The sequence below is a fragment of the Gordonia aichiensis genome (genome assembly GCF_039946255.1).
GTDB classification, from domain to species: Bacteria; Actinomycetota; Actinomycetes; order Mycobacteriales; family Mycobacteriaceae; genus Gordonia; species Gordonia aichiensis_A.
In genome coordinates, this window is record NZ_JBCDWL010000001.1 from 79,894 (window position 1) to 106,314 (window position 26,421).

Below are 26,421 nucleotides of genomic sequence, written 5' to 3' on the forward strand. Positions count from 1 at the left end.
TCTAACCCGATGCCTCGGCCCGATATTCCAGCCGCGGGCCGGTCGGGTGAGCGGGTCGGCTGCTCCGTCGCATCCGCTGCGCCTTGGCGACGCGCAGGTCGGCGTCTGCTCGCTCGCCGAGAGCGCGGATGTCGATGTCCGGCTCCTCCGTGAAGGCCCAACCCGCCGAGACATCCGGCAGTCGGCCGGCGAGCAATACCGACAGTTCGGCGGTGTGCTCGGCCGTCGCCGCGTCGATCAGCACGGTGAACTCGTCGCCGCCGGACCGCGCGATGATCGCCTCGGGGAACACCTCGCGCAGCGCGTGGGCGACGGCCACCAGCCGCCGATCGCCCGCGGCGTGCCCCAGCCGGTCGTTGACGGTCTTGAAGTCGTCGATGTCGAGGGCGACGAGCGCGGTCTGCTGCGGCCGACGGCGGCTCTGCAGGCGCGCGGCGGTCTGCAGCTCCCAGCCCGCGCGGTTGAGCAGTCCGGTCAGCGGATCGGTGCACGCCGCCGACAGGAGCGAGCTGGTCAGTCCGCCGAAGCTCTCGGCGGCGGCGGGGATCAGGATCGCCACGATGATGTACGCCGAAGGATATTCCGGTGCAGGCGAGATCAGCATCGCGACCACGGTCAGCACGGTGAGACCGGCGGTGAGCAGACGCGCCCTCCCGACCGGGTAGAAGCCGCGGACGTACACCGCGAGGAAGATCGGCCCCAGGACACAGATGAACTCGGCCGTCGACATCACGTGGAAGGAGATCACCACGGGCGTGGCGACGCCCGCGACCACGACGGGGAGGAACGTCCGCGTCGGGAACACGGCCAGCCAGCCCAGGGCAAGGACGCCCAGCACGATGGCGATGACGCCGCCGGTGATGTTCGCGGTGATCCGCTCGACGTCGGACGACAGGAACGGCGGCAGCACCGTCAGCGCCACCCCGATCGTGTACAGGAGGGTCGAGCAGGACAGGTACCAGCGGAGAACTCGCACCGCCTGAGCGGATGCGAGTCCTCCGGGGGTTCCCGTCCACACTGCGCGCGGAGCGCGAGTGCGGGTCGGGCTAGACGGTGAAGCCCAGCGCACGTAGCTGTTCGCGCCCGTCGTCGGTGATCTTGTCCGGGCCCCACGCGGGGATCCACGTCCAGTTGATCTCCATGTCGGTGCACAGGCCGGTGTTGATCAGCACGCCGCGGACCTGATCCTCGATCACGTCCTGCAGGGGGCAGGCCGGTGACGTGAGGGTCATGTCGATCTTGACGGCGGCGTCGTCGTCGATCTCGAGTCCGTAGACCAAGCCGAGGTCGACGACGTTGATGCCCAGTTCGGGGTCGACGACATCGCGCATCGCCTCTTCGACATCGTCGACGGACGGCAGCGAGGTGTTGGTCGCCGAGGTGTCGGTTGTCGAGGTGTCGGTTGTCTCGCTCATGGGACTTCTCCTATGCGGGATCGGAAAGGATCGGGGTGAGCCGGTCGGCGACGCTCTGGGAGAGCGCGTCCTTGAAGGCCATCCACCCGAGCAGCGCGCACTTCACGCGCGCCGGGTACTTGCTGACGCCGGCGAAGGCCACGCCGTCGCCGATCAGCTCCTCGTCGCCGGCGTCGGCGCCGCGCGAGGTCATCATGGTGTTGAACGAGTCGAGCGTGGCCATCGCCTCGTCGATCGACTGCCCGACCACCTGGTCGTATAGGACCGACGTGGAGGCCTGCGAGATCGAGCACCCCTGGCCATCGTAGGAGATGTCGGCGACGACACCGTCCTCGACGTGAACGCGGAGCGTGACCTCGTCGCCGCAGGTCGGGTTCACGTGGTGGACCTCGGCGTCGTAGTCCTCGCGCAGTCCCCGCCCGTGCGGATGCTTGTAGTGGTCCAGGATCACTTCCTGGTACATCTGTTCCATTCTCATCGCGTTCCTCCTCTCAGCGATCCGCGCCGAAGAAGCGCTGTGCGACGCCGATCGCATCGGCGAGCGCGTCGACCTCCTCGAGCGTGTTGTACACCGCGAACGACGCGCGGGCGCTGGCCTGCACGCCGAAGGTGCGGTGCAGCGGCCAGGCGCAGTGGTGGCCCACGCGGATCGCGACGCCCTCGTCGTCGAGGATCTGCCCGAGGTCGTGGGCGTGGACACCGTCGACGTCGAACGAGACCGCTCCGCCGCGCATGTGGGCGTCGGCCGGGCCGACCAGCCGCAGGCCGTCGATGGCGCTGAGCCGGGCCAGTGCTCGCACGGTGAGTTCGTGCTCGTGCGCGGCGACGTTGTCCATCCCGATTCTCTCGAGATACTCGACGGCCGCGCCGAGTCCGACGACCTGCGAGGTCATCGGGACGCCCGCCTCGAACCGCTGCGGCGGCGGCGCGTACGTCGACGACTCCATCGTGACGGTCTCGATCATCGATCCGCCGGTCAGGAAGGGCGGCAGCTGCGCGAGCAGCGCGGCCCGCCCGTACAGGACGCCGACCCCGGAGGGCCCGAGCATCTTGTGGCCGGAGAACGCCGCGAAGTCGACGCCGAGAGCGGCGAAGTCGACGGCCATGTGCGGCACCGACTGGCAGGCGTCGAGGACCACCAGGGCGCCGACCTCCCGCGCGCGCCGGACCATCTCCGGCACGTCCGCCACGGCGCCGGTCACATTGGACTGGTGCGTGAAGGCGACGACCTTGACCGTCTCGTCGAGCTGGAGCGAGTCCAGATCGATGCGGCCGTCGGCGGTGACTCCGTACCAGCGCAGCGTCGCGCCGGAGCGCCGGCAGAGCTCCTGCCAGGGCACCAGGTTGGCGTGGTGCTCCAGTTCGGTGACGACCACGGTGTCGCCCGGGCCGAGCGGCTTGCCGCCGAACACGGCGCCGGAGCGATCGTCGCCGAGGGTGTGGGCGACCAGGTTGAGCGACTCGGTGGCGTTCTTGGTGAACACCACCTCGTCGACCGCCGCACCCACGAACCCGGCGATCGCGGCGCGCGCGTGCTCGTACGCGTCGGTCGCCTCCTCGGCGAGCTGGTGCGCGCCCCGATGGACGGCGGCGTTGTGGTTCAGCAGGAAGTCACGCTCGGCGTCGAGCACCTGCAGCGGACGCTGCGAGGTGGCACCCGAGTCGAGGTAGACCAACGGCTTTCCATCGCGGACCTTGCGGGACAGGATCGGGAAATCCGCCCGCAGGGCCGTGACGTCGAGAGCGGCGGCGGTGGTCATGACTACTTGGCCGGTGCCGCGGTGAAGCGCTCGTAGCCGTTCTCCTCGAGTTCGTCGGCCAATTCGGGTCCGGCGGACTCGACGACGCGGCCGTCGACGAAGACGTGCACGAAGTCGGGCTTGATGTAGCGCAGGATGCGGGTGTAGTGCGTGATCAGCAGCAGACCGCCGGTCTCGCGCTCCTTGTAGTGGTTGACGCCTTCGGAGACGATCCGGAGGGCGTCGACGTCGAGGCCGGAGTCGGTCTCGTCGAGGATCGCGATCTTCGGCTTGAGCAGGCTCAGCTGCAGGATCTCGTGGCGCTTCTTCTCGCCGCCCGAGAAGCCCTCGTTGACGCTGCGCTCACCGAACGCGGGGTCGATCTCCAGCTCGGCCATCGCCTGCTTGGTCTCCTTGACCCAGTGACGCAGCTTGGGGGCCTCGCCGCGCACCGCGGTCGCCGCGCTGCGCAGGAAGTTCGACATCGAGACGCCGGGGACCTCGACCGGGTACTGCATCGCCAGGAACAGTCCGGCGCGGGCGCGCTCGTCGACCGACATCGCCAGGACGTCCTCGCCGTCGAGGGTGATGGAACCGGAGGTCACCTCGTACTTGGGGTGGCCGGCGATCGCGTACGACAGCGTCGACTTGCCCGAGCCGTTGGGACCCATGATCGCGTGGGTCTGGCCCGAGTTCACCGTCAGGTCCACACCCTTGAGGATGTGGATCGGTTCGGCGTCGGGATCGGACTGGGCGACGTCGACGTGCAGGTCGCGGATTTCCAGGGTGGTCATCAGTGGTGATTCCTTCGTAAGTGTGTGTGGGGCGGCGGCGATCAGGCGCCGGCGGTTTCGAGTTCGGCTTCGATGGCCGCTTCGAGCCGCTCGCGCAATTCCGGCACGGCGATCTTGGCGAGCACCTCGCCGAAGAATCCGCGGACCACCAGGCGGCGGGCCACATCCTCGGGGATACCGCGGGCCTGCAGGTAGAACAGCTGCTCGTCGTCGAACCGGCCGGTGGCGCTGGCATGGCCTGCGCCGACGATCTCGCCGGTCTCGATCTCGAGGTTCGGCACCGAGTCGGCCCGCGCATTGTCGGTGAGCACCAGGTTGCGGTTGAGCTCGTAGGTGTCGGTGCCCTCGGCCGCCGGACGGATCAGCACGTCGCCGATCCAGACGGTGTGCGCTTCCTTGCGCTTGTCGCCCGACGGATCGCCCTGCAGGGCGCCCTTGTAGACCACGTGCGACCGGCAGTGCGGCTGCGAGTGGTCGATCAGCAGACGCTGCTCGAGGTGCTGTCCGCCGTCGGCGAAGTACAGGCCCCACAGTTCGGCGTCGCCGCCGGGACCGGTGTACTGCACGTGCGGGGACAGCCGCACGGTGTGCCCGCCCAGGCTCACCGCGAAGTGCTTGACGACGCTGTCGCGACCCAGCGAGACGTGGTGGGTGGTGACGTGGGTGGCGTCGTCGTTCCACTCGTGCACGTTGACCACGGTCAGGTGGGCGCTGTCGTCGACGATGATCTCGACGTTCTCGCCGATCACGCCGCTGCCGCGCTGGTCGAGGACCACGACGGCCTTCGAGAAGGCCTCGGCGCGGATCTGGATGTGCGAGTACGCGACCAGGTCGAGTCCGGGGCCGTCGACGGTGATCGTGACCGGCTCGTCGACCTGGGCGTCCTTGGCGATCGTCACGACGGTGGCCTCGGGGAACGTGGAGTACGCCTGCGCCGACACGCGGTCGAAGGGCACGCCGGCCCGGCCGAGCCGCTCGTCGTCGCGACCGACGGTCTCCGCGGTCACGCCGTCCACGACGCCGGTGACTTCGACGGTGGTCGTGCCGGTCGCGGCCGCGGTGCCGTCGTGCAGCCCGTGCAGACGGCGGAACGGGGTGAACCGCCACGCCTCTTCCCGCTGCGAGGGGACCTCGAAGGCCGCCACGTCGTAGGAGGTGAAGAGTTCACCCTTGTTGACGACCACCGGCGTCGCGGTGGTCGCTGCGGAGTCCGCCATCAGCCGACCGATCCTTCCATCTGCAGTTCAATGAGCCTGTTGAGCTCGAGCGCGTACTCCATGGGCAGTTCCTTGGCGATCGGCTCGACGAAGCCGCGCACGACCATCGCCATCGCCTCTTCCTCGGTCATGCCGCGGCTCATCAGGTAGAACAACTGATCGTCGTTGACCTTCGAGACCGTCGCCTCATGCCCCATCGTGACGTCGTCCTCGCGGATGTCAACGTACGGGTAGGTGTCGCTGCGGCTGATCTGATCGACCAGCAGCGCATCGCACTGCACGGTGGATCGGCTGCCGTAGGCGCCCGGGTTGATCTTGATCAGGCCGCGGTACGACGAGCGTCCGCCACCTCGGGCGACCGACTTGCTGACGATGTTGCTCGAGGTGTGCGGCGCCAGGTGGACCATCTTTGAGCCGGTGTCCTGGTGCTGTCCCTCGCCGGCGAAGGCGACCGAGAGGACCTCGCCCTTGGCGTACTCGCCGGTGAGCCAGACGGCCGGGTACTTCATGGTGACCTTGGAGCCGATGTTGCCGTCGACCCACTCCATGGTGGCGCCGGCCTCGGCCTTGGCACGCTTGGTCACCAGGTTGTAGACGTTGTTCGACCAGTTCTGGATGGTCGTGTAGCGGCAGCGGCCGCCCTTCTTGACGATGATCTCCACGACCGCCGAGTGCAGCGAGTCGGACTTGTAGATCGGCGCGGTGCAGCCCTCGACGTAGTGCACGTAGGCGCCCTCGTCGACGATGATGAGCGTGCGCTCGAACTGGCCCATGTTCTCGGTGTTGATGCGGAAGTAGGCCTGCAGCGGGATGTCGACGTGGACCCCCGGCGGCACGTAGATGAACGACCCGCCCGACCAGACGGCGGTGTTCAGCGCGGAGAACTTGTTGTCGCCCGCGGGGATGACGCTGCCGAAGTACTCCTGGAAGATCTCGGGGTGCTCGCGCAGACCGGAGTCGGTGTCGAGGAAGATGACGCCCTTCTCCTCCAGGTCCTCGCGGATCTGGTGGTAGACGACCTCCGACTCGTACTGCGCGGCGACGCCGGCCACCAGACGCTGCTTCTCGGCCTCCGGGATGCCGAGGCGGTCGTAGGTGTTCTTGATGTCCTCGGGCAGGTCCTCCCAGGACTCGGCCTGCTTCTCGGTCGACCGCACGAAGTACTTGATGTTGTCGAAGTCGATGCCGTCGAGGTCGCCGCCCCAGCTGGGCATGGGCTTGCGATCGAAGATGCGCAGCGCCTTCAGACGCGCCTCGAGCATCCACTCGGGCTCGTTCTTCTTGCCGGAGATGTCGCGGACGACGGCCTCGGACAGACCGCGCTTGGCGGACGCACCCGCCTCGTCGCTGTCGGACCAGCCGTAGCCGTAGCGATCGAAGGAAGCGATTGTCTCTTCCTGCGTCAACTGCGTGGCGGCGGGATCGGTGACCGTCATCGGAGAACCTTTCCATCGGGGGTGGCGGAGTCCGCGGGCTGAGCGGTCTCCGTGGTCGTGACATGCACGGGAACGTGCGTCGTACACACGCAGTCGCCGTTGGCGATGGTCGCCAACCGCTGGACGTGAGTACCGAGGAGCTCGGTGAACATGGCCGTCTCGGCCTCGCAGAGCTCCGGGAACTCGGCCGCCACGTGAGCGACCGGGCAGTGGTGCTGGCAGATCTGAACGCCGGCACCGACCTCGCGGGTGTTGGCGGCGTAGCCGCCCGCGGTGAGCGCGTCGGTGATCTGTTCGACCGTCGCGATCACCGAACCGGACTCGGTGGCCGGCTCGACGTCGGCCACGAGACCGGAGATCCGCTCGTGGGCGAACTCTTCGACGGCCTGCTGGCCCGCCACGTCACGCAGTTTGCGCAGCACGGCACCGGCCAGATCGTCGTACGCGTGCCGGAGTTTCCCCCGACCCGACGGGGTGAGTTGGAACCATTTGGCCGGCCGTCCGCGCGAGGACTTGCCCCGCCCGCCCTTGCCGAATCCGGACGGCGCGACTTCGATGTCGCCGTCGGCCGTCAGATTCTCCAGATGGCGTCGCACGCCGGCGGGCGAGATTCCGAGGCGTCGGGCGATGTCGCCCGCAGTCATCGGACCCTCTTCCACCAGCATCGCAACGACAGCGGCGCGGGTCTGGCCGTCGGGGCCGGTCCCGTCCGCGGGCTGCACAGGCAGCAGCCTACTGTCGTCGCTCATGCTTTTCACAACAATATTGTTACCTAAATGCTTCCCGCCTAGCTAGCAAGGGTCGCCTAAATCCGAGTTCCGGTGGTGGCGGGGCACTCCCGGCGGCACCCGTTAGAGTCTTCGATGTGTCTGGACTCCCCCTCATGCGACGGTCGCTCGACTACCTCGGGCTGAGCCGGCCCGCCGTCGAACGCGACGCCGACCGCATCGGTGACTTCGGAACCACGGTCGCGCGGATGCACGACGACGAGCACGAGGTCGGCCCCCTCAACCGCTACGAGACGCTGCGCATGCGCCGGATCCGGCTGTTCGGGACCACCGGATCGATGCTCATCCTGATCGGCTCGCTCGGCACCGGCATGCTGCCGGTGCTGCAGAATCCGATCGTCGGCACCCGACTCCTGTCGCTGCCGTCCCGGATGTACTCGACGGCGCTGACCATCTCCATCGGCGGGGCGATCATGCTCGTCGTCGCCTGGGTGATGCTCGGGAGATACGCGATCGGACGCTATCGCGTCGAGGTCGCCGAGGGACGCAGCCCCGACCGGCGGATGACGCGCGGTCAGGCCGACCGCACCCTGCTGATGTGGGTGGCGCCGCTCGTGGTGGCACCACCGCTGCTCAGCAAGGACGTGTACTCGTACCTGGCGCAGAGCGCCATCGCCTACCAGGGCATGGACCCCTACAAGTACAGCCCCATGCGCGGGCTCGGGGTCGACCACGCGCTGACCCTGTCGGTACCGAATCTGTGGAAGGACACGCCGGCGCCCTACGGGCCGCTGTTCCTGTGGATCGGTGAACGGATCACCGCCGTCACCGGCGAGAACATCACCCTCGCGGTGCTCCTGCACCGACTCGTCGCGATCGGCGGCGTGCTGATGATCGTGTGGGCGCTGCCCCGGCTGGCACGACGGTGCGGCGTCTCGACGGTGGCCGCCCTCTGGCTCGGCGCCCTCAACCCGCTCGTGGTGCTGCACCTGGTCGGCGGCATTCACAACGAGGCGCTGATGATCGGCATGATGCTGGTCGGCCTCGAGTGGTGCTTCCGCGCCGTCTACGGCGACGCCCGCCTCCGCGACCCCCACCGACCGCTCCCCTCGCGCGCCGGCTGGATCCTGCTCGCGGGCATCTCGATGATCGCCGCCTCTTCGATGATCAAGGTGACGTCGATGCTGGCCCTGGGCTTCGTCGGCGTGATCCTGGCCCGGCGCTGGGGCGCGACGCTGCCCGCCCTGCGGCACGCGCCGATCCGGCAGTGGTGGGGACGGTCGAAGAAGTCGGTCGCGGCGCTGGCCGCGGCGGCCGGCCTGTCCGGCGCCGTGACCGCGGTGGTCGTCGGCGTGATCTGCGTCGGGACCGGACTCGGCTTCGGGTGGACGCAGACGCTCAGCACCGGCGGCATCGTCCGGTCGTGGATGTCGATGCCGACGCTTCTGTCGGTGGTCTCGGGCCGGGTCGGTCTGTGGCTCGGGCTCGGCGAGCAGACGCAGGCGATCCTCGACATCGCCCGCCCGATCGGTCAGCTGGTCGCCGCCGTCCTCGTCGTCCGCTGGCTGCTGGCCTGCCTCGCCGGACGGATCCACCCGCTCGGCGGACTGGGCATCGCCATGGCCAGCGTGGTGATCTTCTTCCCGTTCGTGCAGGCCTGGTACCTGCTGTGGGCGGTGATCCCGCTCGCCGCGTGGGCCACCACCCGCTGGTTCCGGATCGGCACCGTCGTGATCTCCGGCATCATCGCCGTGGTTGTGATGCCGACCAGTTCGGACACCAGTCCCCTCGTGGTCGTCCAGGGACTGGCCACCGGTGTGATCATGGTCGCAGTCGCGGCGACCTTCTTCTTCATCGACAGCCCGCTCCGAAGCTGGATTCGGCAGCGGCGCGCCCGAAAAGCCCAGTAGGGACGGTGTTTTCGCGGTCCTCCGGCAACGGCTGGCCCGCGCCCGGGGCGAGCACCCGCAGGCCGTTGACCTGGGCCGCTAGCCTAGGCTGGTGCTCGTGCATGATCCCCTCTCGCCACCGGCGTTGGCTGTCCGCGGTCTGGTCAAACGCTTCGGTGACAAGACCGCCGTCGACGGTCTCGACCTGACCCTTCCCCGCGGCGAGATCCTCGCGCTCCTGGGCCCCAACGGCGCGGGCAAGACCACCACGGTCGAGATCTGCGAAGGCTTCACCCGCCCCGACGCAGGCTCGGTCCGCGTCCTGGGCATGGACCCGGTCGCCGACAACGATCGGCTCCGCGCCCGCATCGGCGTCATGCTGCAGGGCGGCGGGGCCTACCCCGGCGCCAAGGCCGAAGAGATGCTCGCCCTGTGCGCGGCCTATAGCGCCGATCCGCTGGACCCCGACTGGCTGATGGAGGCGCTGGGTCTCACCGAGGTCGCGCGCACCGGTTTCCGGCGCCTCTCGGGCGGTCAGCAGCAGCGACTGTCGTTGGCCTGCGCCCTGGTGGGCCGCCCCGAACTGGTCTTCCTCGACGAGCCGACCGCCGGACTCGATGCGCACGCCCGCATCATGGTGTGGGAGCTGATCTCGCGCCTGCGCGCCGACGGAGTGTCGATCCTGCTGACCACCCACCTGCTCGACGAGGCCGAAGAACTGGCCGACCAGATCGTGATCATCGATCAGGGACGAGCCGTGGCCGCAGGCGCCCCCGCCGACCTCGTCCGACAGGACGCCGACGGCCAGCTTCGGTTCACCGCCGCCGGACTCGACGACGAGGCCCTGCAGGCCGCACTGCCCGACGGCTGCCGGGCGACGCGTACGCCGACCGGCGAGCACCTGGTCACCGGCGAGATCACCCCGGCGCTGGTCAGCGCGATCGCCGCCGCCTGCGCCGAACGCGGCGTGCTCATCGAGTCCCTCGACGTGGCGTCCAACAGCTTGCAGGACGTCTTCTTGAACCTGACCGGACGGGAGGTCCGCGCGTGAGCACCGAGGTGCCCTCGACCAACCGGTTCCCGAGTGGGACCTTCACCCCCGGGCCGCGGCCGGCGCCGCTGTCGCGCATGCTGGCGGCGCAGACGCGGATGGAGCTGGTGCTGCTGCTGCGCAACGGCGAGCAACTGCTCCTGACCATGTTCATTCCGATCACCATGCTGATCGGCCTGAGCCTCCTGCCCCTGGCGACCGAAGCGGGTGCCACGCCCGCGGCGCGCGCGGCGACCTTCGTCCCCGCCGTCCTCGCGGTCGCGATCATGTCGACGGCGTTCACCGGGCAGGCGATCGCCGTCGGCTTCGACCGCCGCTACGGCGCCCTCAAACGCCTCGGCGCCACGCCGATCCCGCGTTGGGGCATCATCGCGGGCAAGTCCCTGGCCGTGCTGATCGTCGTCGTCCTGCAGAGCCTGCTGATCGGCGGCATCGGGATGGCCTTCGGCTGGCGGCCCGGAATCGTCGGTCTCGCGATCGGCGCACTCGGCATCGCCGCGGGCACGGTAGCCTTCGCTAGCCTGGGCCTGCTGCTCGGCGGCACACTCAAAGCCGAGGTCGTCCTCGCGCTCGGCAACCTGATCTGGTTCGTGCTGCTGGGTCTGGCCGGGCTGGTCGTCTTCGACGACCACGTCCCGGGCGCCATGCACCTCATCGCTCGACTCTCGCCGTCCGGCGCACTCACCGAGACCCTCGCCCGGGCGCTCGATTCATCCTTCGACGTCGTCGGCTTCTGCGTCCTGATCGTGTGGGCCGCGGTCGGCGGCGCGCTGGCAGTTAGGTGGTTCCGCTTCCAATGATTGCGACCTGGTTCGGCTTCAAACGACCCACCGCGAAGTTCCTGTACTACTGGGCCATCGCGAACGTCACGGCCAACGTCGTACTGGTGGTCACCGGCGGCGCCGTCCGTGTCACCGACTCCGGCCTCGGCTGCCCCACCTGGCCGCAGTGCACGTCGGGTTCGGTGACCCCGCACGCCGCGATGGGCATCCACGGCGTCATCGAGTTCGGCAACCGGATGCTCACCTGGGTCCTGGTCGCCGTCGCCGTGGCGACCTTCGTCGCCGCCTGGCGACGGGTGCCGGTCGACCCGCTGGCGCGCAAGCTGTCGATCGCCGTCGCGATGGGCGTACCGCTGCAGGCGATCATCGGCGGCATCACCGTGCTGACCAATCTGAACCCGTGGATCGTCTCGTTCCACTTCCTGGCGACGATGGTGATCATCTCGGCGGCCACCTGGCTCGTGGTCCACACACGCCCGGGCCGGCCGGCGGTCGGCGTCGACGCCGAGCAGTCCGCGGTGCTGCGGCGATTCGCCGTGCTCATCGCGTGGGCGATCTACGCCCTGACCTGGGTGACGATCTACCTGGGCACCGTCGTCACCGGCTCGGGGCCCCACGCCGGCGACATCAAGGCCCACCGCAACGGGCTCGAGCCGACGCAGGCCACCCAGCTGCACGTGGACGCGGTCTGGACCCTCGTGGGACTCACGATCGCACTGATCCTGCTGACGATCGCCGCCGTCTCGTCGCTGCGCCGTGCCGCCGGGTGGTTCGGTGCGGTGATCGTCGTTCAGGGCGTCATCGGGTACGTCCAGTACGCGGCGGGTCTCCCCGAGGTCCTGGTGATCCTGCACATGTTCGGCAGCGCCCTGCTGATGATCGGCGCCACCACGCTGGTGCTGGCCACCCGCCGCTGAAACGAACGAATCACCCCCCTGATCGCGTCCGCGATCAGGGGGTGATTCGTCTGTGCAGAGATTTTGCCGGTCAGTCGACGATCTTGCGGTTGCGGGCCTTCGGGAACCGCCGCTGGTGCGCCACCCAACCGGCCATCTTGCGCCAGTGCGACGGCCGGACGTTCGCGACCGAGGTCAGCTCCCGGTCCCACTCGGCGGATTCGAGGCCGTCGACGGCATCGACGACGGCGTTCGCGATCGCGACGCTGTCGACCACTCGATCACCCAGGATCCCGCCCTCGGCGCCGACGAGGGTGATGCGGACACCGGCCGCCCCGATGGGCTGGATGACGGCCTTGGCGGATCCGCCCTCGGCAGCCACGAACTTGCGGATCGAGGACACGACCTCGCTGGGTGCGCCGACAGCGGACTCGGGAGCCGTGGAAACGGCGGTCTGTTCGCTCATGACTGACGAGTATACCGGCGTGCCAGAATGGACTCATGCGCGCGATCGAAGTGACCGAACACGGCGGCCCAGACGTCCTCGAACTCGTCGAACTCCCGAATCCGCAAGCGGCAGAAGGCGAAGTCCTCATCGCCGTCCACGCGGCGGGCGTCAACTTCATCGACACCTATCTGCGCGCGGGGATGTATCCGTCCACCCCGCGCTACGTTCCGGGCATCGAGGGCTGCGGCGAGGTGATCGCCGTCGGCGAGGGCGTCACGCACCTGACGGTCGGCGACCGCGTCGCCTGGTGCGGTGGTCACTCCAGTTACGCCGAGCAGGTGTCGCTGCGCGCAGAGCTGGTGGTGGCGGTCCCGGCCGGCGTCGACTCCGCGATCGCCGGGTCGTCGCTGCTGCGCGGGCTCACCGCGCACTACCTGCTCGACGGGAGTGCTCATCCGCGCCCCGGCGACACCGTGCTGGTCCACGCCGGCGCCGGCGGCGTCGGTCAGATCCTCACGCAGTGGGCGACCGCCCGCGGCATCCGGGTCATCACGACGGTCTCCACCGACGAGAAGGAGGAACTGTCGCGGGCGGCGGGTGCGGCCGAGGTGCTCCGCTACGGCGACCACGTGGCGCAGGCGGTGCGTGATCTGACCGACGGGCGCGGCGTCTCGGTCGTCTACGACGGGGTGGGCGCGAGCACCTTCGAGCAGTCCCTCGCCGCGACCGCGGTCCGCGGAACCATCGTCTTGTTCGGCGCGGCGAGCGGTCCGGTACCGCCGTTCGACCTGCAGCGCCTCAATCCCGCGGGCTCGCTGTCGGTGACCCGACCGACGCTGGCGCACTTCGTCGCCGACCCGGCCGAGTACGCGTGGCGCGCCGACGAGTTCTTCACCGCGATCGGCGACGGCACGCTCACCGTCAACGTCGGGCAGTCGTTCCCGCTCGCCGCGGCTGCCGACGCGCACCGCGCACTCGAGTCGCGGGCGACGACCGGTTCGACGATGCTGTCGATCGCGGAGAGTTGAGCAATGGAGTCGGCTTAGAGCTAAGCCATCGCGCAGGGCCGGATCAGAAGTAGCTGGCGATGGTCGGCATGTTGATGACGGCGTCGACGGCGAGGCCGCAGAACACCAGTGCCAGATACTCGTTGGAGGTCAGGAAGATCTTCAGCGGCTTCAGCTCGACGCCGCGACGGGTCTCCAGGTACAGCTTGGTGACCCGGTAGATGAACCAGGCGCCGGCGCCCACCGCGATCACCAGATAGATCCAGCTGGTCACCGGGATCAGCAGGAACGAGGTCAGCACGGTCAGCCACGTGTACACGAGCATGTGGGTGGTGACGCGCTCGTCGGAGGCGATGACCGGGAACATCGGGACGCCTGCGGCGCGGTAGTCCTCGCGATAGCGCATGGCCAGCGCCCACGTGTGCGGCGGCGTCCAGAAGAAGACGACCATGAACATCACGAAGGGCTGCCAGCTCAGCGAACCGGTGACGGCGGCCCAGCCGACGAGGGCCGGGGTGCAGCCCGCGGCGCCGCCCCAGATCACGTTCTGCCAGGTCCGGCGCTTGAGGATCAGGGTGTACACGCCGGCGTAGAAGCCGATGGTGATCCACACCAGGACCGGCGGCAACCACTTGTTGCCGGTACCGAAGTAGAGGACGGCGAACGACGCGATGGCGAGCACGATGCCGAAGATCAGCGCATTGCGAACCGGGACCGCGTGGCGCGCCAGCGGACGACGCTGCGTTCGCTTCATCTTCTGATCGATGTCGGCGTCGGCCACCATGTTCAAGCTGTTGGCGCTCGCCGCGCCGAGCCAGCCGCCGACGACGGTGATCAGGATCAGGGCGATGTCGACGGTGCCGCGATGGGCCTGCAGCATGACCGGGATCGTCGAGATCAGCAGCAGCTCGATCACTCGGGGCTTGGTCAGCGCGATGTACGCCAGAACGGTGTTCCACAGCCGCGTTCCCACGCTGCCGGATCCCGTCGAGCCCTCGGTAGCCATCGAGGTCGAGGAGGCGTCGGTGTCCGCGCTTTCCCCAATACTCACAGATGCTCCTCACATTACGTGCCGGTGCCGATGGCACGGCCTGCCGATCGCACTGACCTGCGACCTCAGCGGGCGTCCGAATCGCTACGGCGCACCGACTCCGCTACTACACACGATGGTAGACCCGAAGGTCGCATATAACAGAATCGACGGTGTCCAGATCACACTTCACTGGATCCACAGGCGGACGCGCACGTATACCTGTTCGGCGGCTAGGCTGGAACCGCAATCTGCACGAGCACCGAGAACAAGGCACAGGAGACTCCACCACCGTGGCGATTACCGACGAGATCCGCGAGCTGACCCAGCAGGTCTACCCCGGCGACTGGACCGATCTGGACACCAAGGCCGTGGACACGGCCCGCATTCTGGCCGCCGACGCGGTCCAACACTGCGGGAGCGGTCATCCTGGCACGGCGATGAGCCTGGCTCCCCTCGCCTACACCCTCTATCAGCGGGTGATGCGCCACGATCCGACCGACCCCAGCTGGCTCGGCCGCGACCGGTTCGTCCTCTCGTGCGGTCACTCGAGCCTCACCCAGTACATCCAGCTTTACCTGGGCGGGTTTGGCCTCGAGCTCGGCGACCTCGAAGCACTCCGCACCTGGGGTTCGCTTACCCCCGGCCACCCGGAGTTCCGCCACACCAAGGGCGTCGAGATCACCACCGGCCCCCTCGGACAGGGACTGGCGTCGGCGGTCGGCATGGCGATGGCCGCTCGCCGCGAACGCGGCCTGTTCGACCCCGAGGCCGCGGCCGGCCAGAGCCCGTTCGACCACCACGTCTACGTGATCGCCTCCGACGGTGACATCGAAGAGGGCGTCACCTCCGAGGCCAGCTCCCTGGCGGGCACCCAGCAGCTCGGCAACCTGATCGTCTTCTACGACCAGAACCACATCTCGATCGAGGACGACACGCAGATCGCGCTCACCGAGGACACCGCCAAGCGGTACGAGGCCTACGGCTGGCACGTGCAGATCGTCGAAGGCGGCGAGGACATCGTCGCGATCGAAGAGGCCATCGAGAAGGCCAAGGCCGTCACCGACAAGCCGTCGATCATCTGCCTGCGCACCATCATCGCCTGGCCCGCACCGACCAAGATGAACACCGGCGCCTCGCACGGTTCGGCGCTGGGCGCCGACGAAGTGGCCGCCACCAAGGAGCTCCTCGGCTTCGACCCGGCCAAGCAGTTCGACGTCGACGACCTCGTCATCAAGCACACCCGCACCCTCGCCGACCGCGCCGCCGCCGACCGCGCCGAGTGGCAGCAGAGCTTCGACGCCTGGGCCGCCGGGAACCCCGAGCGCAAGGCGCTCCTGGACCGACTCACCGCCCACGAGCTGCCCGAGGGCTGGACCGACGCGCTCCCGTCGTGGGAGGTCGGCGACAAGGACGTCGCGACCCGCGCGGCGTCGGGCAAGGTGCTGTCCGCGCTGGCACCGGTGCTGCCGGAGCTGTGGGGCGGTTCGGCCGACCTCGCGGGCTCCAACAACACCACGATGGACGGCGCCACCTCGTTCGGCCCCGCGTCGATCAGCACCGACACCTGGACCGCCGACCCGTACGGCCGCACCCTGCACTTCGGCATCCGCGAGCACGCGATGGGCTCGATCCTGTCGGGCATCGTGCTGCACGGCCCGACCCGCGCGTACGGCGGCACGTTCCTGCAGTTCGCCGACTACATGCGCCCGGCCGTTCGGCTGGCGGCGCTGATGGAGATCGACCCCATCTACGTGTGGACGCACGACTCGATCGGCCTCGGCGAAGACGGCCCCACCCACCAGCCGGTGGAGCACCTGGCGGCGCTGCGCGCCATCCCGCACCTCGACGTGGTCCGGCCCGCCGACGCCAATGAGACCGCACACGCCTGGCGTCACCTGCTGACCCGCCGCAACCGCCCGGTCGGGCTGGCGCTCACCCGCCAGAACGTTCCGGTGCTGGCCGGCACCAGCTTCGAGGGCGTCTCCCGCGGCGGCTACGTGCTCTCCGGCGACGGCGAGGTCGACGTGGTCCTCATCGGCACCGGGTCGGAGGTCTCGCTGGCCGTCGACGCCGCCGAGGCGCTGGCCGCCGACGGCATCCGCGCACGCGTCGTCTCGATGCCGTCGCTGGAGTGGTTCGCCGAGCAGGACGCCGAGTACCGCGAGTCGGTTCTGCCGACCGGGGTCCCGCGTGTCGCCGTCGAGGCGGGCATCGCGATGCCGTGGCACGCGATCGTCGCCGGCGGCGAGATCGTCTCCCTCGAGCACTACGGCGCCTCGGCCCCGTACCAGAAGCTCTACGCGGAGTTCGGCATCACCGCCGACGCCGTCGCCGCGGCCGCTCGCCGCACCCTGGGTCGCTGACCCGCACATGCTGAACACATTCATTCGGAGCAGAGGAGTTCCCCATGTCGCAGAACAAGAACCTCGCCGCACTGTCGGAAGCGGGCGTCTCGATCTGGCTCGACGATCTCTCGCGTGACCTGATCGACTCGGGCGCACTGCAGGAGGAGATCGACACCCATTCGATCGTCGGAGTCACGACCAACCCGTCGATCTTCCAGAACGCCATCTCCAAGTCCGACGCCTACGCCGCGCAGATCACCGAGCTGGCGGCCCGCGGCGCCGACGTCGACGCCGCGCTCACCGCGCTGACCACCGACGACGTCCGCGCGGCGTGCGATGTGCTGGCGCCGGTCTTCGCCGCCACCGACGGTCACGACGGCCGGGTGTCGATCGAGGTCGATCCGCGGCTGGCGCACAAGACCGACGAGACGGTCGCGCAGGCGATCGAGCTGTGGAAGATCGTCGACCGCCCGAACCTGTTCATCAAGATCCCCGCCACCAAGGCCGGGATCCCCGCGATCGCCCGCGTCATCGCCGAGGGCATCAGCGTCAACGTGACGCTGATCTTCTCGGTGGAGCGGTACCGCGAAGTGATGGACGCCTACCTGGACGGTCTGGACGCCGCACTCCAGAACGGCCACGACGCCGCCAAGATCGAGTCGGTCGCGTCGTTCTTCGTCTCGCGCGTCGACTCGGAGGTCGACAAGCGGCTCGAGGCCATCGGCACGCCCGAGGCGCTCGAACTGCGCGGCAAGGCCGGGCTGGCGAACGCGCGTCTGGCGTACGCCGCCTACCGCGAGGTCTTCGAGACGCAGGTCCGGTTCCCCGATCTGCAGGCGCACGGTGCGCTTCCGCAGCGTGCGCTGTGGGCGTCGACCGGCACCAAGAACGCCGACTACCCCGACACCCTGTACGTCAGCGAACTGGTGGCGCCGAACACCGTCAACACCGTCCCGGTGAAGACGCTCGCCGCCTTCGCCGACCACGGCTGGGTGAACACCGACTCGATCATCGGTCAGGAGCAGGCCTCGCGCGAGGTCTTCGACGCGCTGACCGCGGTCGGCGTCGACCTGCCCGACGTCTTCGAGGTGCTCGAGTCCGAGGGCGTCAGCAAGTTCGACGAGGCGTGGGACGACCTGCTGGCGGCCACCCAGACGCAGCTCGACGCGGCACGCGGCTGACCCGGTGGGACGTACGGTGAACAGCGGGTCGTCGTGGGTCAATCCGCTGCGTGACCCTCACGACGCCCGCCTGCCGAGGATCGCCGGCCCGTCCGTGCTGGTGATCTTCGGCGTCACCGGCGACCTCGCCCGTCGCAAGCTGATGCCGGCGATCTACGACCTGGCCAATCGCGGCCTGCTGCCGCCGAGCTTCGCGCTCATCGGTTTCGCACGCCGCGACTGGGAGCACGAGGACTTCGCCGCGGTGGTGCGCGAAGCCGTCGAGGCCGGATCGCGCACCGGTTTCCGGCAGGAGGTGTGGGACCGGCTGGCCGAAGGGATCCGGTTCGTCGCAGGCACCTTCGAGGACGACGAGGCGTTCGCGACGCTGCAGCAGACGCTCGCCGACCTGGACCGCGAGCGCGGCACCGACGGCAACCACGCCTACTACCTGTCGATCCCGCCGAAGGCCTTCCCCGTCGTGCTGAGCCAGCTGCGACGCACCGGCATGGCCGATCAGGGCGGTGACCGCTGGCGCCGAGTGGTCATCGAGAAGCCCTTCGGACACGACCTCGACAGTGCCCGCGAGCTCAACGCGCTCGTCGGCAGCGTCTTCCCCGAGGAGTCGGTGTTCCGCATCGACCACTACCTCGGCAAGGAGACGGTCCAGAACATTCTGGCCCTGCGGTTCGCGAACCAGCTGTTCGACCCGCTGTGGAGCGCCCACTACGTCGACCACGTGCAGATCACGATGGCCGAGGACATCGGTCTCGGCGGTCGCGCCGGCTACTACGACGGCATCGGGGCGGCGCGCGATGTGATCCAGAATCACCTGCTGCAGCTGCTGGCGCTCGTGGCGATGGAGGAGCCGGTCTCGTTCTCGCCGCGGCATCTGCAGACCGAGAAGATCAAGGTCCTCTCGTCCACCCGGAACATCCTGCCGATCGCGGAGAACTCCGCGCGGGGCCAGTACGGTCCGGGCTGGCAGGGGTCCGAGCCGGTGGTCGGACTCAAGGAGGAGGACGGTTTCTCCCCCGACTCGACCACCGAGACCTTCGCGGCCATCGCGCTGGAGGTCGACACCCGACGCTGGGCCGGCGTGCCCTTCTACCTGCGGTCGGGCAAGCGGCTGGGGCGGCGCGTCACCGAGATCGCGCTCGTCTTCAAGCGTGCACCGCACCTGCCCTTCGACGACACCATGACCGCCGAGCTGGGGCAGAACGCGCTGGTGATCCGGGTGCAGCCCGACGAGGGCGTCACCCTGCGGTTCGGCTCCAAGGTGCCCGGCACCAGCATGGAGGTCCGCGACGTCAACATGGACTTCTCGTACGGCGGCGCCTTCACCGTGTCGTCGCCGGAGGCCTACGAACGCCTGCTGCTCGACGTCCTGCTGGGTGAGCCGTCGTTGTTCCCCGTCGACGAAGAGGTGGAACTGAGCTGGCAGATCCTCGACCCGGTGCTCGACGAGTGGGCCGCCGCCGGCGCCCCCGACGAGTACGAGTCGGGCACCTGGGGGCCGGCGTCCGCCGATGAGATGCTGGCCCGCACCGGACGAACCTGGAGGCGACCGTGATCGTCGATCTGCCCGACACCTCGACCCTCGAGGTGAGCAAGAAACTGGTGCAGATGCGTCGCACCGGCGGCGCCGTGACGCTCGGCCGCGTGCTGACCCTCATCATCGACCTCGACGTGGAGGCAGGCGCCGAGGACGCGGTGGAGGCGTCGAACAAGGCCAGCCGCGAACATCCGTGCCGCGTCATCATGGTGGTGCGCCAGGATCGGACCGCGCAGACGCGGCTGGATGCGCAGATCCGGGTCGGCGGCGACGCCGGCGCCTCCGAGGTGGTGGTCCTTCATCTGAACGGGACGCTCGCCGATCACCCGCATGCGGTCGTGACCCCGTTCCTGCTGCCCGACACCCCGGTGGTCACCTGGTGGCCGGGACGCGCGCCGGCCCGCCCCGTCGACGACAAGCTGGGGAAGCTCGCCTCGCGCCGGATCACCGACAGTCGACGCAGCGACGACCCCGGCGCCCTGCTCAGTGCGCGCCGCGTCGGATATGCGCCCGGCGACACCGATCTGGCGTGGTCGGCGATCACCCAGTGGCGCGGGATGCTGGTCTCGGCGCTCGACCGTCCGCCGCACACCGCGATCACCGCGGCCCGCGTCACCGGCCCGCGGGATCTGGCCGGCCTGGACCTGTTCGCCGGCTGGATCGCCGGCGAGCTCGGGGTGCCCGTCACCCGCGGGGTCGGCGACATGTCCGTCACCCTGATCCGGGAGCACGGTGAGCTGTCGATGAGCGTCGGCCCCGAGGGCGGCCTGCTGCGCAGCACCGGGCATCCCGATGGTCGCTCGGCGTGGGCGCGCCGCAGCACCGCCGAATGTCTCGCCGAAGAATTGCGCCGACTCGACGCCGACGAGGTGTACGAGGTGGCCCTGCAGGGGCTGTCGGGCGTCACCCACGAGGAGTAGTCAGTGAGTTTTCCGTACGAGCATCTGATCTTCGAGTCGTCGGCCGACCTGGTGTCGACCGCGGCGGCCCGATTCATCGCGACCGTCGCGGCCGCCCAGGAGGCCCGGGGCGTCGCCTCCGTCGCACTGACCGGCGGCAGCAACGGCATCGCTCTGCTGCGCGTGTTGGCCGCCGACAGCGCGTCGATCGACTTCTCGCGCCTCGACTTGTACTGGGGCGACGAACGTTTCGTCCCCGCCGCCGACCCGGAGCGCAACGCGCTGCAGGCGCAGGAGGCCCTCCTCGATCACATCGACGTCGACCCGGCGCGCATCCACATGATCCCGGCGTCCGACGGCGAGTTCGGCGACGACATCGACGCCGCCGCAGCAGCGTATGCGACGGTGGTCGGGCCCGACACGGTCTTCGACATCCACCTGCTCGGCATGGGCGGTGAGGGCCACATCAACTCGCTGTTCCCGCACACCGATGCGACCGCGGAGGACACGCGCAGCGTCGTCGCCGTGACCGACTCGCCGAAGCCGCCGCCGCGTCGCATCAGCCTGACCTTCCCCGCGATCAACGCCTCCCGCGAGGTGTGGTTCCTGGTCTCCGGCGCGGAGAAGGCCGAAGCCGTCGCCGCGGCGGCCGCCGGCGCGTCGCGCCACGACTGGCCGTGCGCCGGAGCTCACGGCACGGAGAACACCGTGTGGTTCCTGGATCGGGCGGCAGCTTCGCAGCTGCCGAGCTGACCGCGCGGGCCGATCAGCGTCGCCAGGCGGCGAGCACCGTGCGGATGCCGGTGATCATGGCGAGGGGTTGGTCGAACATCGGATGGTGGCCGGCTTCGGGCAGCTCGACGATCCACGCGTCGGGGCCGAACATCGGTCGCATGCGCGCCATCAGCTCGTCGTCGACGATGCCGTTCTCGCTGCGGAAGAAGGCGACGCGGGTGCCCGCGGTGGTGCCGTCCAGGCTGCGCGAGTCCGAGCGGCCCATCCGCAGGTGGTCGAACTTCCAGCCCCAGCCGCCGTCGACTTCGGTCAACGACAGTCGCGCGATGTGCTCGACGATGTAGGGCTCGGCGTGGTCCTGCGCGGGCACCAGCCGGTAGCGTGCGAGCGCGTCGTCGAGGCTCGGGTAGACGCGCGGGGTGTGGGTGGTCTGGCTCGCGCGCAGTTCGCGTTCCTCCGGGGTGAGGTCGCGGATCGGCGAGTCGAAGACGACGATGCCGTCGAGATCCTCCGGGCATCTGACCGCGGCGGCGTAGGCGACGATGCCGCCCATGCTGTGTCCGACGAGAACCGGCGGTCCGGCGATGCGGCCCGCCCGCGCGACCGCGAGGACTTCGTCGATGAACTGCTCGAAGCGGTAATCGTCGCGACGGTCGCTGTCGCCGTGCCCGCCCAGGTCGAGCGCGACGACCCGCCGATCGGTCGCCAGGAACGGAGCGATGTGGTCCCACCAGTGCAGATGCGCCATGCCACCGTGGATCAGCACGATGCCCGGCGTGTCGGGTTCACCCCAGGCCCGGTACACGATGGTCGCGCCGTCGACCTCGACCCTCCCCTCCGCCCCCGGCTGCGCCAGCGCTTCGGTGAACCAGTGGGGTGCGGGCCGGTCGTCGATGCTCATCTTCCGACTGTATCGACGACCGTGGAGAGGTCGTCCCCCAGGCTGATCGAATCCGGTCGACGTCGTCTCGATACGGCTCGTCGCTAGCGCTCCTCACCTACTCGACAACCCTAAGAGAAGCCTGTTCCGCCGCTCACCCACTCCACGCCCCAGGCTGATCGAGTAAGCGACCGAAGCGAAGCGCAGGACGCGCATCGAGATTCACCGCAACATCGTCTCGATACGGCTCGTCGCTAGCGCTCCTCACCTACTCGACAACCCTAAGAGAAGCCTGCTCCGCCGCTCACCTGCTCGACAACCCTGGGCAACTGCCGCCCCCAGGCTGATCGAGTAAGCGACCGAAGCGAAGCGCAGGACGCGCATCGAGATCCACCGCAACATCGTCTCGATACGGCTCGTCGCCAACACTCCTCACCTACTCGACAACCCTAAGAGAAGCCTGCTCCGCCGCTCACCCACTCCACGCCCCCAGGCTGATCGAGTAAGCGACCGAAGCGAAGCGCAGGACGCGCATCGAGATCCCGCAACTTCGTGTCGATACGGCTCGACAACCCTGGGAGGAGCGCGGCCTGCTCTACTCGACGACGCCGCGGCGGCGGAGGTCGTCGAAGCGGGCGGCGTCGACGCCCACGCGGCGCAGGACGTCGGCGGTGTGGGCGCCGAGGGCGGGGACCTCGCCCATCACCAGTTCGACGTCGTCGTATGTCATCGGCGGGAGCAGTGCGCGGATGGGGCCTGCGGGCGTGCCGACCTCGCGCCAGCGGTCGCGCTCGGTCAGCTGCGGGTGCGCGATGAGCCCGAACATGTCGTTGACTTGGGCGGCGGCGACACCGACCCGAGCGAGGCGGTCGGCCAGTTCGGCGGTGGTCGCCGCGGCCGTACGAGCCGCGACCTCGGCGTCGCATTCGGCGCGGTGCTGCACTCGCAGCACATTGGTGGCGAAGCGCGGGTCTGCGGCCAGGTCGGCGTCGTCGAACACCTCGCGGCATAGCAGATCCCAGCCGCGATCGTTCTGGACCCCGAGGAGGATCTGCCCGTCGGCGGTGCGATAGCCGTCGTACGGGACGATCGCCGCATGGCTCAAACCCATCCGCGGCAGCTGCCGGCCCGCGTACATGGCGACGTACATCGGGTGCCCGAGCCACTCGGCCGTCGCGTCGAACATCGACACGTCGATCGACGCCCCGGCCCCGGTGCGTTCGCGCCGAAACAGCGCACTGAGCACGGCGGTGACGACGTACATTCCCGCGGCGATGTCGGCGGTCGGCACACCGGTCTTCGCAGCGTGCTCGGGCGTTCCGGTGAGCGAGATCAGGCCTGTCTCGGCCTGCACCAGCATGTCGTACGCCTTGCGCTCGGCACCCGGCCCGGCGGTGCCGTAGCCGCTCAAGTCGACCACGACGAGCCGCGGATCCCGCTCGCGCAGCGCCTGCGCCGACAGTCCGAGACGTTCCGCGGCGCCCGGTGCCAGGTTCTGGACGAAGACGTCGGCGTCGGCGATCAGGGCGCGCACCAGCTCGATCCCCTCCGGGGACTTCAGATCGACGGCGACGGACTTCTTGCCGCGATTGAGCCAGACGAAGTGCGAGCCCAGTCCGTTGACGGCGTCGTCGTAGGCCCGGGCGAAGTCGCCCTCCCCCACCCGTTCGACCTTGATCACCTCGGCACCGAGGTCGGCCAGGTGACGGGTGGCCAGCGGTGCGGCGACCGCCTGTTCCACCGCGACGACACGGACACCGGACAGCGGCAGGTCGGCCGCGTTCTTGTCAGCAGTCACACCGGTGATCATGTCACCACGTCGGCGCCGTCCCGGCGCGAGCCGACGATCGGCACTCGAAGCCGTCACCGACCGAGACGATTCGAATCGCTCATATGTACGAATTCCAGATGGGATATCTCGCAACGAGTGCGGACGCGCAGGCGAGAACCACTATGCGGGCGCCCCGAGGAGCGGGTTCGGCGCCATCTTCGTCAACCCAACGGATCCGGCGACCATCGTTGTTACGGTCGATCCACCCTGCAAAGTCAAGAACTTGAACGATTGAACTTGGGCGAGATGGATACGGAACGATGCTGATACAGAACGATTTTCACCAGGCAACACCCCTCCGGCGCCGCCGGCGACGGGGCCGCGCGGCCGTCGCCGCCGCCGCAACCGTCCTACTGGCCGCGACCGCGCTGACCGCCTGCACCAAGACTGATTCGGCGGACAGTACGACGATCGAGGGGTTGCGCGACAAGGGCACGGTCACCGTCGCCTACGCGAATGAGGCGCCCTACTCGTTCGACGATCACGGCAATGTCACGGGCGGCACCATCTCCCTGCACCGGGAGGTCTTCAAACGCCTCGGGGTGCCGAACCTGGAGGGTGTCAAGACCGATTGGGGCGGACTGATCCCGGGTCTGAACGCCAAGCGGTACGACCTGGTCAGCGCAGGCATGTCGATCACGCCCGAACGCTGCAAACAGGCCGCCTTCAGCGTGCCGGAGATCAATTACACGACCGCGCTGATGGTCAAGCCGGGCAACCCGATGCAGCTGACCGACATGGATTCCATCAAGCGCACCGGCGCCAAGATGGCCGCGATGACCGGCGCCATCGAGGCCGACTACGCCCGCGAGCTCGACATCCCGAACCCGGTGCTGGTCAAGGACCAGCAGTCGGGCATCGACGCGGTCAACTCCGGGCGCGTCGACGTCTTCGCGCTGACCGCCGTCTCGCTGAACTACGCCAAGGACCACACGCCCGGACTGAACGTGGAGGTCACCAAGCCGTTCATCGCCGTCATCAACGGCAAACCGCAGAATCCTGCGGGGGCGACGGTGTTCCGCAAGCAGGACACCGCCCTGCGCGACGCGTACAACGCTGAGGTCAAGAAGATCCTCTCCAACAAGGCCGAGTACCTGAGGATCCTGGGTCCGTACGGTTTCACCGAGGAGAACATCCCCGATCCGTCGCTGACCACCGAGCAGCTCTGCAACGCCGAGTGACGGGCCCGCGCGCCAGGTGAATCACAACTTCAACGCCTTCGTCGACGCCCTCCCGGCACTCGGGCGGGGCATCGTCGTCACCCTGGAGCTCACCGCGGGCGGCGGGCTGCTGGCCTTCGCGCTCGCGGTGCTGCTCGGCACCGTCGTCCGCGTCCGATGGCTCCCGGCCCGGTTCGTCGCGCGGGTGCTCATCGAGTTCTTCCGCGGCACCTCGCTGGTGGTCCAACTGTTCTGGCTGTTCTACGTGCTGCCGCTGTTCGGCTACCAGCTCGACCCGATCCTGTGCGGCATCCTCGCCCTCGGTCTCAACTACGGCGCCTACGGAGCCGAAGTGGTGCGAGGGGCGCTGAACGCGGTACCCGCCGCCCAGGTGGAGGCCGCGGTCGCCCTCGACTTCAGTCCGTGGCAGCGGATGAGCCGCGTGGTGTTCCCGCAGGCCTGGGCGATGATGATCCCGTCGCTGGGAAATCTGCTCATCCACCTGCTCAAGGGCACCGCGTTCGCCTCGTTCATCACCCTGCAGGACCTCACGGCGGGCATCGTCGACCTGCAGAAGACCACGGGCGACACGCTGTTCTCGTTCGGGATCGGCCTGGTGATCTACCTCGTCCTGGCCTATCTGGTGACCCTGCTGATCAATGTGGCCGAAGCCCGCGCCAAGCACCGACTGGGCCGAGGTCCGTCCCTGCGCGAGGTCTTGAGCTTCCGCCCGGCCACGCCGAACGAGGCGGGAGGTGCGCTCCGATGATCGATTGGAGTTGGCAGCGCGCCCAGGATTCGCTGCCGGTCCTGTGGGACGGATTCCAGATCACCCTGCTGGCCACGTTCATCGGCTTCCTCATCGCCGCGGTGCTGGGTCTGCTGATCGCGATCATCCGACGGTCGGCGCCGCGCTGGCTGGCGATGCCGGTGCAGGCGGCGGCCGAGTTCGTACGACTGACCCCGATCGTCGTGCAACTGCTGTTCGTGTACGCGCTGGCGCCCCAGTTCACCGCCCTGACCATCGGTGTCACCGTCCTCGGCGTGCACTACTCCAGCTACATGGCCGAGGTGTACCGCGCCGGCATCGAGGAGGTCCCGCAGGGACAGTGGGAGGGCGCTCGCGCACTCTCGCTGCCGCCGCTGCGGATCTGGCGGGCGGTGATCCTGCCCCAGGTGATGCGCAACTCGCTGCCCGCGCTCGGCAACAATGCGGTCTCGATGTTCAAGGACACGCCGTACCTGTTCACGATCACCGTCGTCGAGCTGGTGACGGCCGCCCAGACGTACGGCGCCGCCCACTTCGCCTACCTGGAGGCCTTCACCCTGGCGGGAGCGTTCTTCCTCGTCGCCAGCTACCCGACCTCGGTTCTCATCCGCCTACTGGAGAAACGCCTTGTCTACTGAAAGTCCCGAGCCTG

General features: G+C 68.8%; 25 protein-coding genes. 13 read left to right on the top strand and 12 right to left on the bottom strand.

The genetic code is table 11. From position 1 onward, the window contains the following. Nucleotide 1: 1 nt before the first annotated feature. The 8 genes from AAFO60_RS00360 to AAFO60_RS00395 all read right to left on the bottom strand — a co-directional run bounded on the left by AAFO60_RS00360 (nt 2) and on the right by AAFO60_RS00395 (nt 7,350). Nucleotides 2-976, bottom strand: coding sequence for a GGDEF domain-containing protein (locus AAFO60_RS00360; RefSeq protein WP_347954175.1), 975 nt, complete (start codon nt 974-976; stop codon nt 2-4). Nucleotides 977-1,046: 70 nt separating this feature from the next. Further along, a complete protein-coding gene (locus AAFO60_RS00365; RefSeq protein ID WP_347954176.1) occupies nt 1,047-1,415 on the bottom strand; it encodes a metal-sulfur cluster assembly factor in 369 nt (122 codons plus the stop codon). Between the two features lie 10 nt (nt 1,416-1,425). Further along, entirely contained in the window at nt 1,426-1,893 is a 468-nt protein-coding gene (gene sufU / locus AAFO60_RS00370) for a Fe-S cluster assembly sulfur transfer protein SufU (RefSeq protein WP_347954177.1), read from the bottom strand. Between the two features lie 13 nt (nt 1,894-1,906). After that, nucleotides 1,907-3,175: a cysteine desulfurase gene (locus tag AAFO60_RS00375; protein ID WP_347954178.1), complete on the bottom strand. Its 1,269-nt coding sequence runs from the start codon at nt 3,173-3,175 to the stop codon at nt 1,907-1,909. Between the two features lie 2 nt (nt 3,176-3,177). Continuing rightward, nucleotides 3,178-3,948, bottom strand: coding sequence for a Fe-S cluster assembly ATPase SufC (sufC, locus tag AAFO60_RS00380; RefSeq protein ID WP_347954179.1), 771 nt, complete (start codon nt 3,946-3,948; stop codon nt 3,178-3,180). Between the two features lie 41 nt (nt 3,949-3,989). Next, the gene (gene sufD / locus AAFO60_RS00385) at nt 3,990-5,165 is read right to left on the bottom strand and encodes a Fe-S cluster assembly protein SufD (RefSeq protein ID WP_347954180.1); all 1,176 of its coding nucleotides are present in this window, start codon (nt 5,163-5,165) and stop codon (nt 3,990-3,992) included. Then, on the bottom strand, nt 5,165-6,601 hold the full coding sequence (gene sufB / locus AAFO60_RS00390; protein WP_347954181.1) for a Fe-S cluster assembly protein SufB: 1,437 nt from the start codon (nt 6,599-6,601) through the stop codon (nt 5,165-5,167). The genes sufD and sufB overlap by 1 nt, the downstream gene beginning before the upstream one ends. Next, nucleotides 6,598-7,350 carry a helix-turn-helix transcriptional regulator gene (locus tag AAFO60_RS00395; RefSeq protein ID WP_347954182.1) on the bottom strand — a complete coding sequence of 251 codons (753 nt, stop codon included), beginning with the start codon at nt 7,348-7,350 and terminating at the stop codon, nt 6,598-6,600. Before AAFO60_RS00395 ends, sufB begins: the two co-directional genes overlap by 4 nt. 134 nt (nt 7,351-7,484) lie before the next feature. Here AAFO60_RS00395 and mptB point away from each other — a divergent pair, with 134 nt between their 5' ends. From mptB to AAFO60_RS00415, 4 genes are all read left to right on the top strand, one after another. Next, nucleotides 7,485-9,239, top strand: coding sequence for a polyprenol phosphomannose-dependent alpha 1,6 mannosyltransferase MptB (gene mptB / locus AAFO60_RS00400; RefSeq protein WP_347954627.1), 1,755 nt, complete (start codon nt 7,485-7,487; stop codon nt 9,237-9,239). 97 nt (nt 9,240-9,336) lie between these two features. Further along, a complete protein-coding gene (locus tag AAFO60_RS00405) occupies nt 9,337-10,269 on the top strand; it encodes an ABC transporter ATP-binding protein (protein ID WP_347954183.1) in 933 nt (310 codons plus the stop codon). Beyond that, the gene (locus tag AAFO60_RS00410) at nt 10,266-11,069 is read left to right on the top strand and encodes an ABC transporter permease (RefSeq protein ID WP_347954184.1); all 804 of its coding nucleotides are present in this window, start codon (nt 10,266-10,268) and stop codon (nt 11,067-11,069) included. The genes AAFO60_RS00405 and AAFO60_RS00410 overlap by 4 nt, the downstream gene beginning before the upstream one ends. Further along, the gene (locus AAFO60_RS00415; RefSeq protein ID WP_347954185.1) at nt 11,066-11,968 is read left to right on the top strand and encodes a COX15/CtaA family protein; all 903 of its coding nucleotides are present in this window, start codon (nt 11,066-11,068) and stop codon (nt 11,966-11,968) included. Before AAFO60_RS00410 ends, AAFO60_RS00415 begins: the two co-directional genes overlap by 4 nt. Nucleotides 11,969-12,038: 70 nt before the next feature. Here the strand turns inward: AAFO60_RS00415 and AAFO60_RS00420 are convergent, their stop codons facing one another. Then, entirely contained in the window at nt 12,039-12,413 is a 375-nt protein-coding gene (locus tag AAFO60_RS00420) for a hypothetical protein (RefSeq protein WP_347954186.1), read from the bottom strand. A 35-nt stretch (nt 12,414-12,448) separates the two neighbouring features. On the opposite strand from AAFO60_RS00420, the gene AAFO60_RS00425 reads away from it, so the two are divergent. Next, a complete protein-coding gene (locus tag AAFO60_RS00425) occupies nt 12,449-13,423 on the top strand; it encodes a quinone oxidoreductase family protein (RefSeq protein WP_347954187.1) in 975 nt (324 codons plus the stop codon). Between the two features lie 43 nt (nt 13,424-13,466). Here AAFO60_RS00425 and AAFO60_RS00430 read toward each other — a convergent pair whose 3' ends face one another. Continuing rightward, nucleotides 13,467-14,408, bottom strand: a complete 942-nt coding sequence (locus tag AAFO60_RS00430) for a heme o synthase (RefSeq protein ID WP_347954628.1) — start codon at nt 14,406-14,408, stop codon at nt 13,467-13,469. A gap of 317 nt (nt 14,409-14,725) precedes the next feature. On the opposite strand from AAFO60_RS00430, the gene tkt reads away from it, so the two are divergent. Genes tkt through pgl form a run of 5 tightly spaced genes read left to right on the top strand, consistent with a single transcriptional unit; the run spans nt 14,726 to nt 21,147 of the window. Beyond that, nucleotides 14,726-16,798 carry a transketolase gene (gene tkt / locus AAFO60_RS00435; protein ID WP_347954188.1) on the top strand — a complete coding sequence of 691 codons (2,073 nt, stop codon included), beginning with the start codon at nt 14,726-14,728 and terminating at the stop codon, nt 16,796-16,798. Nucleotides 16,799-16,842: 44 nt separating this feature from the next. After that, a complete protein-coding gene (gene tal, locus AAFO60_RS00440) occupies nt 16,843-17,961 on the top strand; it encodes a transaldolase (protein ID WP_347954189.1) in 1,119 nt (372 codons plus the stop codon). Between the two features lie 16 nt (nt 17,962-17,977). Next, entirely contained in the window at nt 17,978-19,513 is a 1,536-nt protein-coding gene (gene zwf, locus AAFO60_RS00445; RefSeq protein WP_432211680.1) for a glucose-6-phosphate dehydrogenase, read from the top strand. After that, a complete protein-coding gene (locus tag AAFO60_RS00450) occupies nt 19,510-20,415 on the top strand; it encodes a glucose-6-phosphate dehydrogenase assembly protein OpcA (protein WP_347954191.1) in 906 nt (301 codons plus the stop codon). The genes zwf and AAFO60_RS00450 overlap by 4 nt, the downstream gene beginning before the upstream one ends. A 3-nt stretch (nt 20,416-20,418) precedes the next feature. Beyond that, nucleotides 20,419-21,147, top strand: coding sequence for a 6-phosphogluconolactonase (gene pgl / locus AAFO60_RS00455; RefSeq protein ID WP_347954192.1), 729 nt, complete (start codon nt 20,419-20,421; stop codon nt 21,145-21,147). Between the two features lie 13 nt (nt 21,148-21,160). Here pgl and AAFO60_RS00460 read toward each other — a convergent pair whose 3' ends face one another. Together AAFO60_RS00460 and AAFO60_RS00465 are read right to left on the bottom strand one after the other, a co-directional pair. Continuing rightward, nucleotides 21,161-22,030: an alpha/beta fold hydrolase gene (locus AAFO60_RS00460; protein WP_347954193.1), complete on the bottom strand. Its 870-nt coding sequence runs from the start codon at nt 22,028-22,030 to the stop codon at nt 21,161-21,163. A gap of 574 nt (nt 22,031-22,604) precedes the next feature. Then, on the bottom strand, nt 22,605-23,807 hold the full coding sequence (locus AAFO60_RS00465; RefSeq protein WP_347954194.1) for a CaiB/BaiF CoA transferase family protein: 1,203 nt from the start codon (nt 23,805-23,807) through the stop codon (nt 22,605-22,607). Nucleotides 23,808-24,100: 293 nt separating this feature from the next. Here AAFO60_RS00465 and ehuB point away from each other — a divergent pair, with 293 nt between their 5' ends. Genes ehuB through ehuD form a run of 3 tightly spaced genes read left to right on the top strand, consistent with a single transcriptional unit; the run spans nt 24,101 to nt 26,407 of the window. Continuing rightward, nucleotides 24,101-25,021, top strand: a complete 921-nt coding sequence (gene ehuB / locus AAFO60_RS00470; protein ID WP_347954195.1) for an ectoine/hydroxyectoine ABC transporter substrate-binding protein EhuB — start codon at nt 24,101-24,103, stop codon at nt 25,019-25,021. Nucleotides 25,022-25,037: 16 nt separating this feature from the next. Beyond that, nucleotides 25,038-25,769: an ectoine/hydroxyectoine ABC transporter permease subunit EhuC gene (gene ehuC, locus AAFO60_RS00475; protein ID WP_347954196.1), complete on the top strand. Its 732-nt coding sequence runs from the start codon at nt 25,038-25,040 to the stop codon at nt 25,767-25,769. After that, entirely contained in the window at nt 25,766-26,407 is a 642-nt protein-coding gene (ehuD, locus tag AAFO60_RS00480; RefSeq protein ID WP_347954197.1) for an ectoine/hydroxyectoine ABC transporter permease subunit EhuD, read from the top strand. Before ehuC ends, ehuD begins: the two co-directional genes overlap by 4 nt. Nucleotides 26,408-26,421 lie beyond the last annotated feature (14 nt).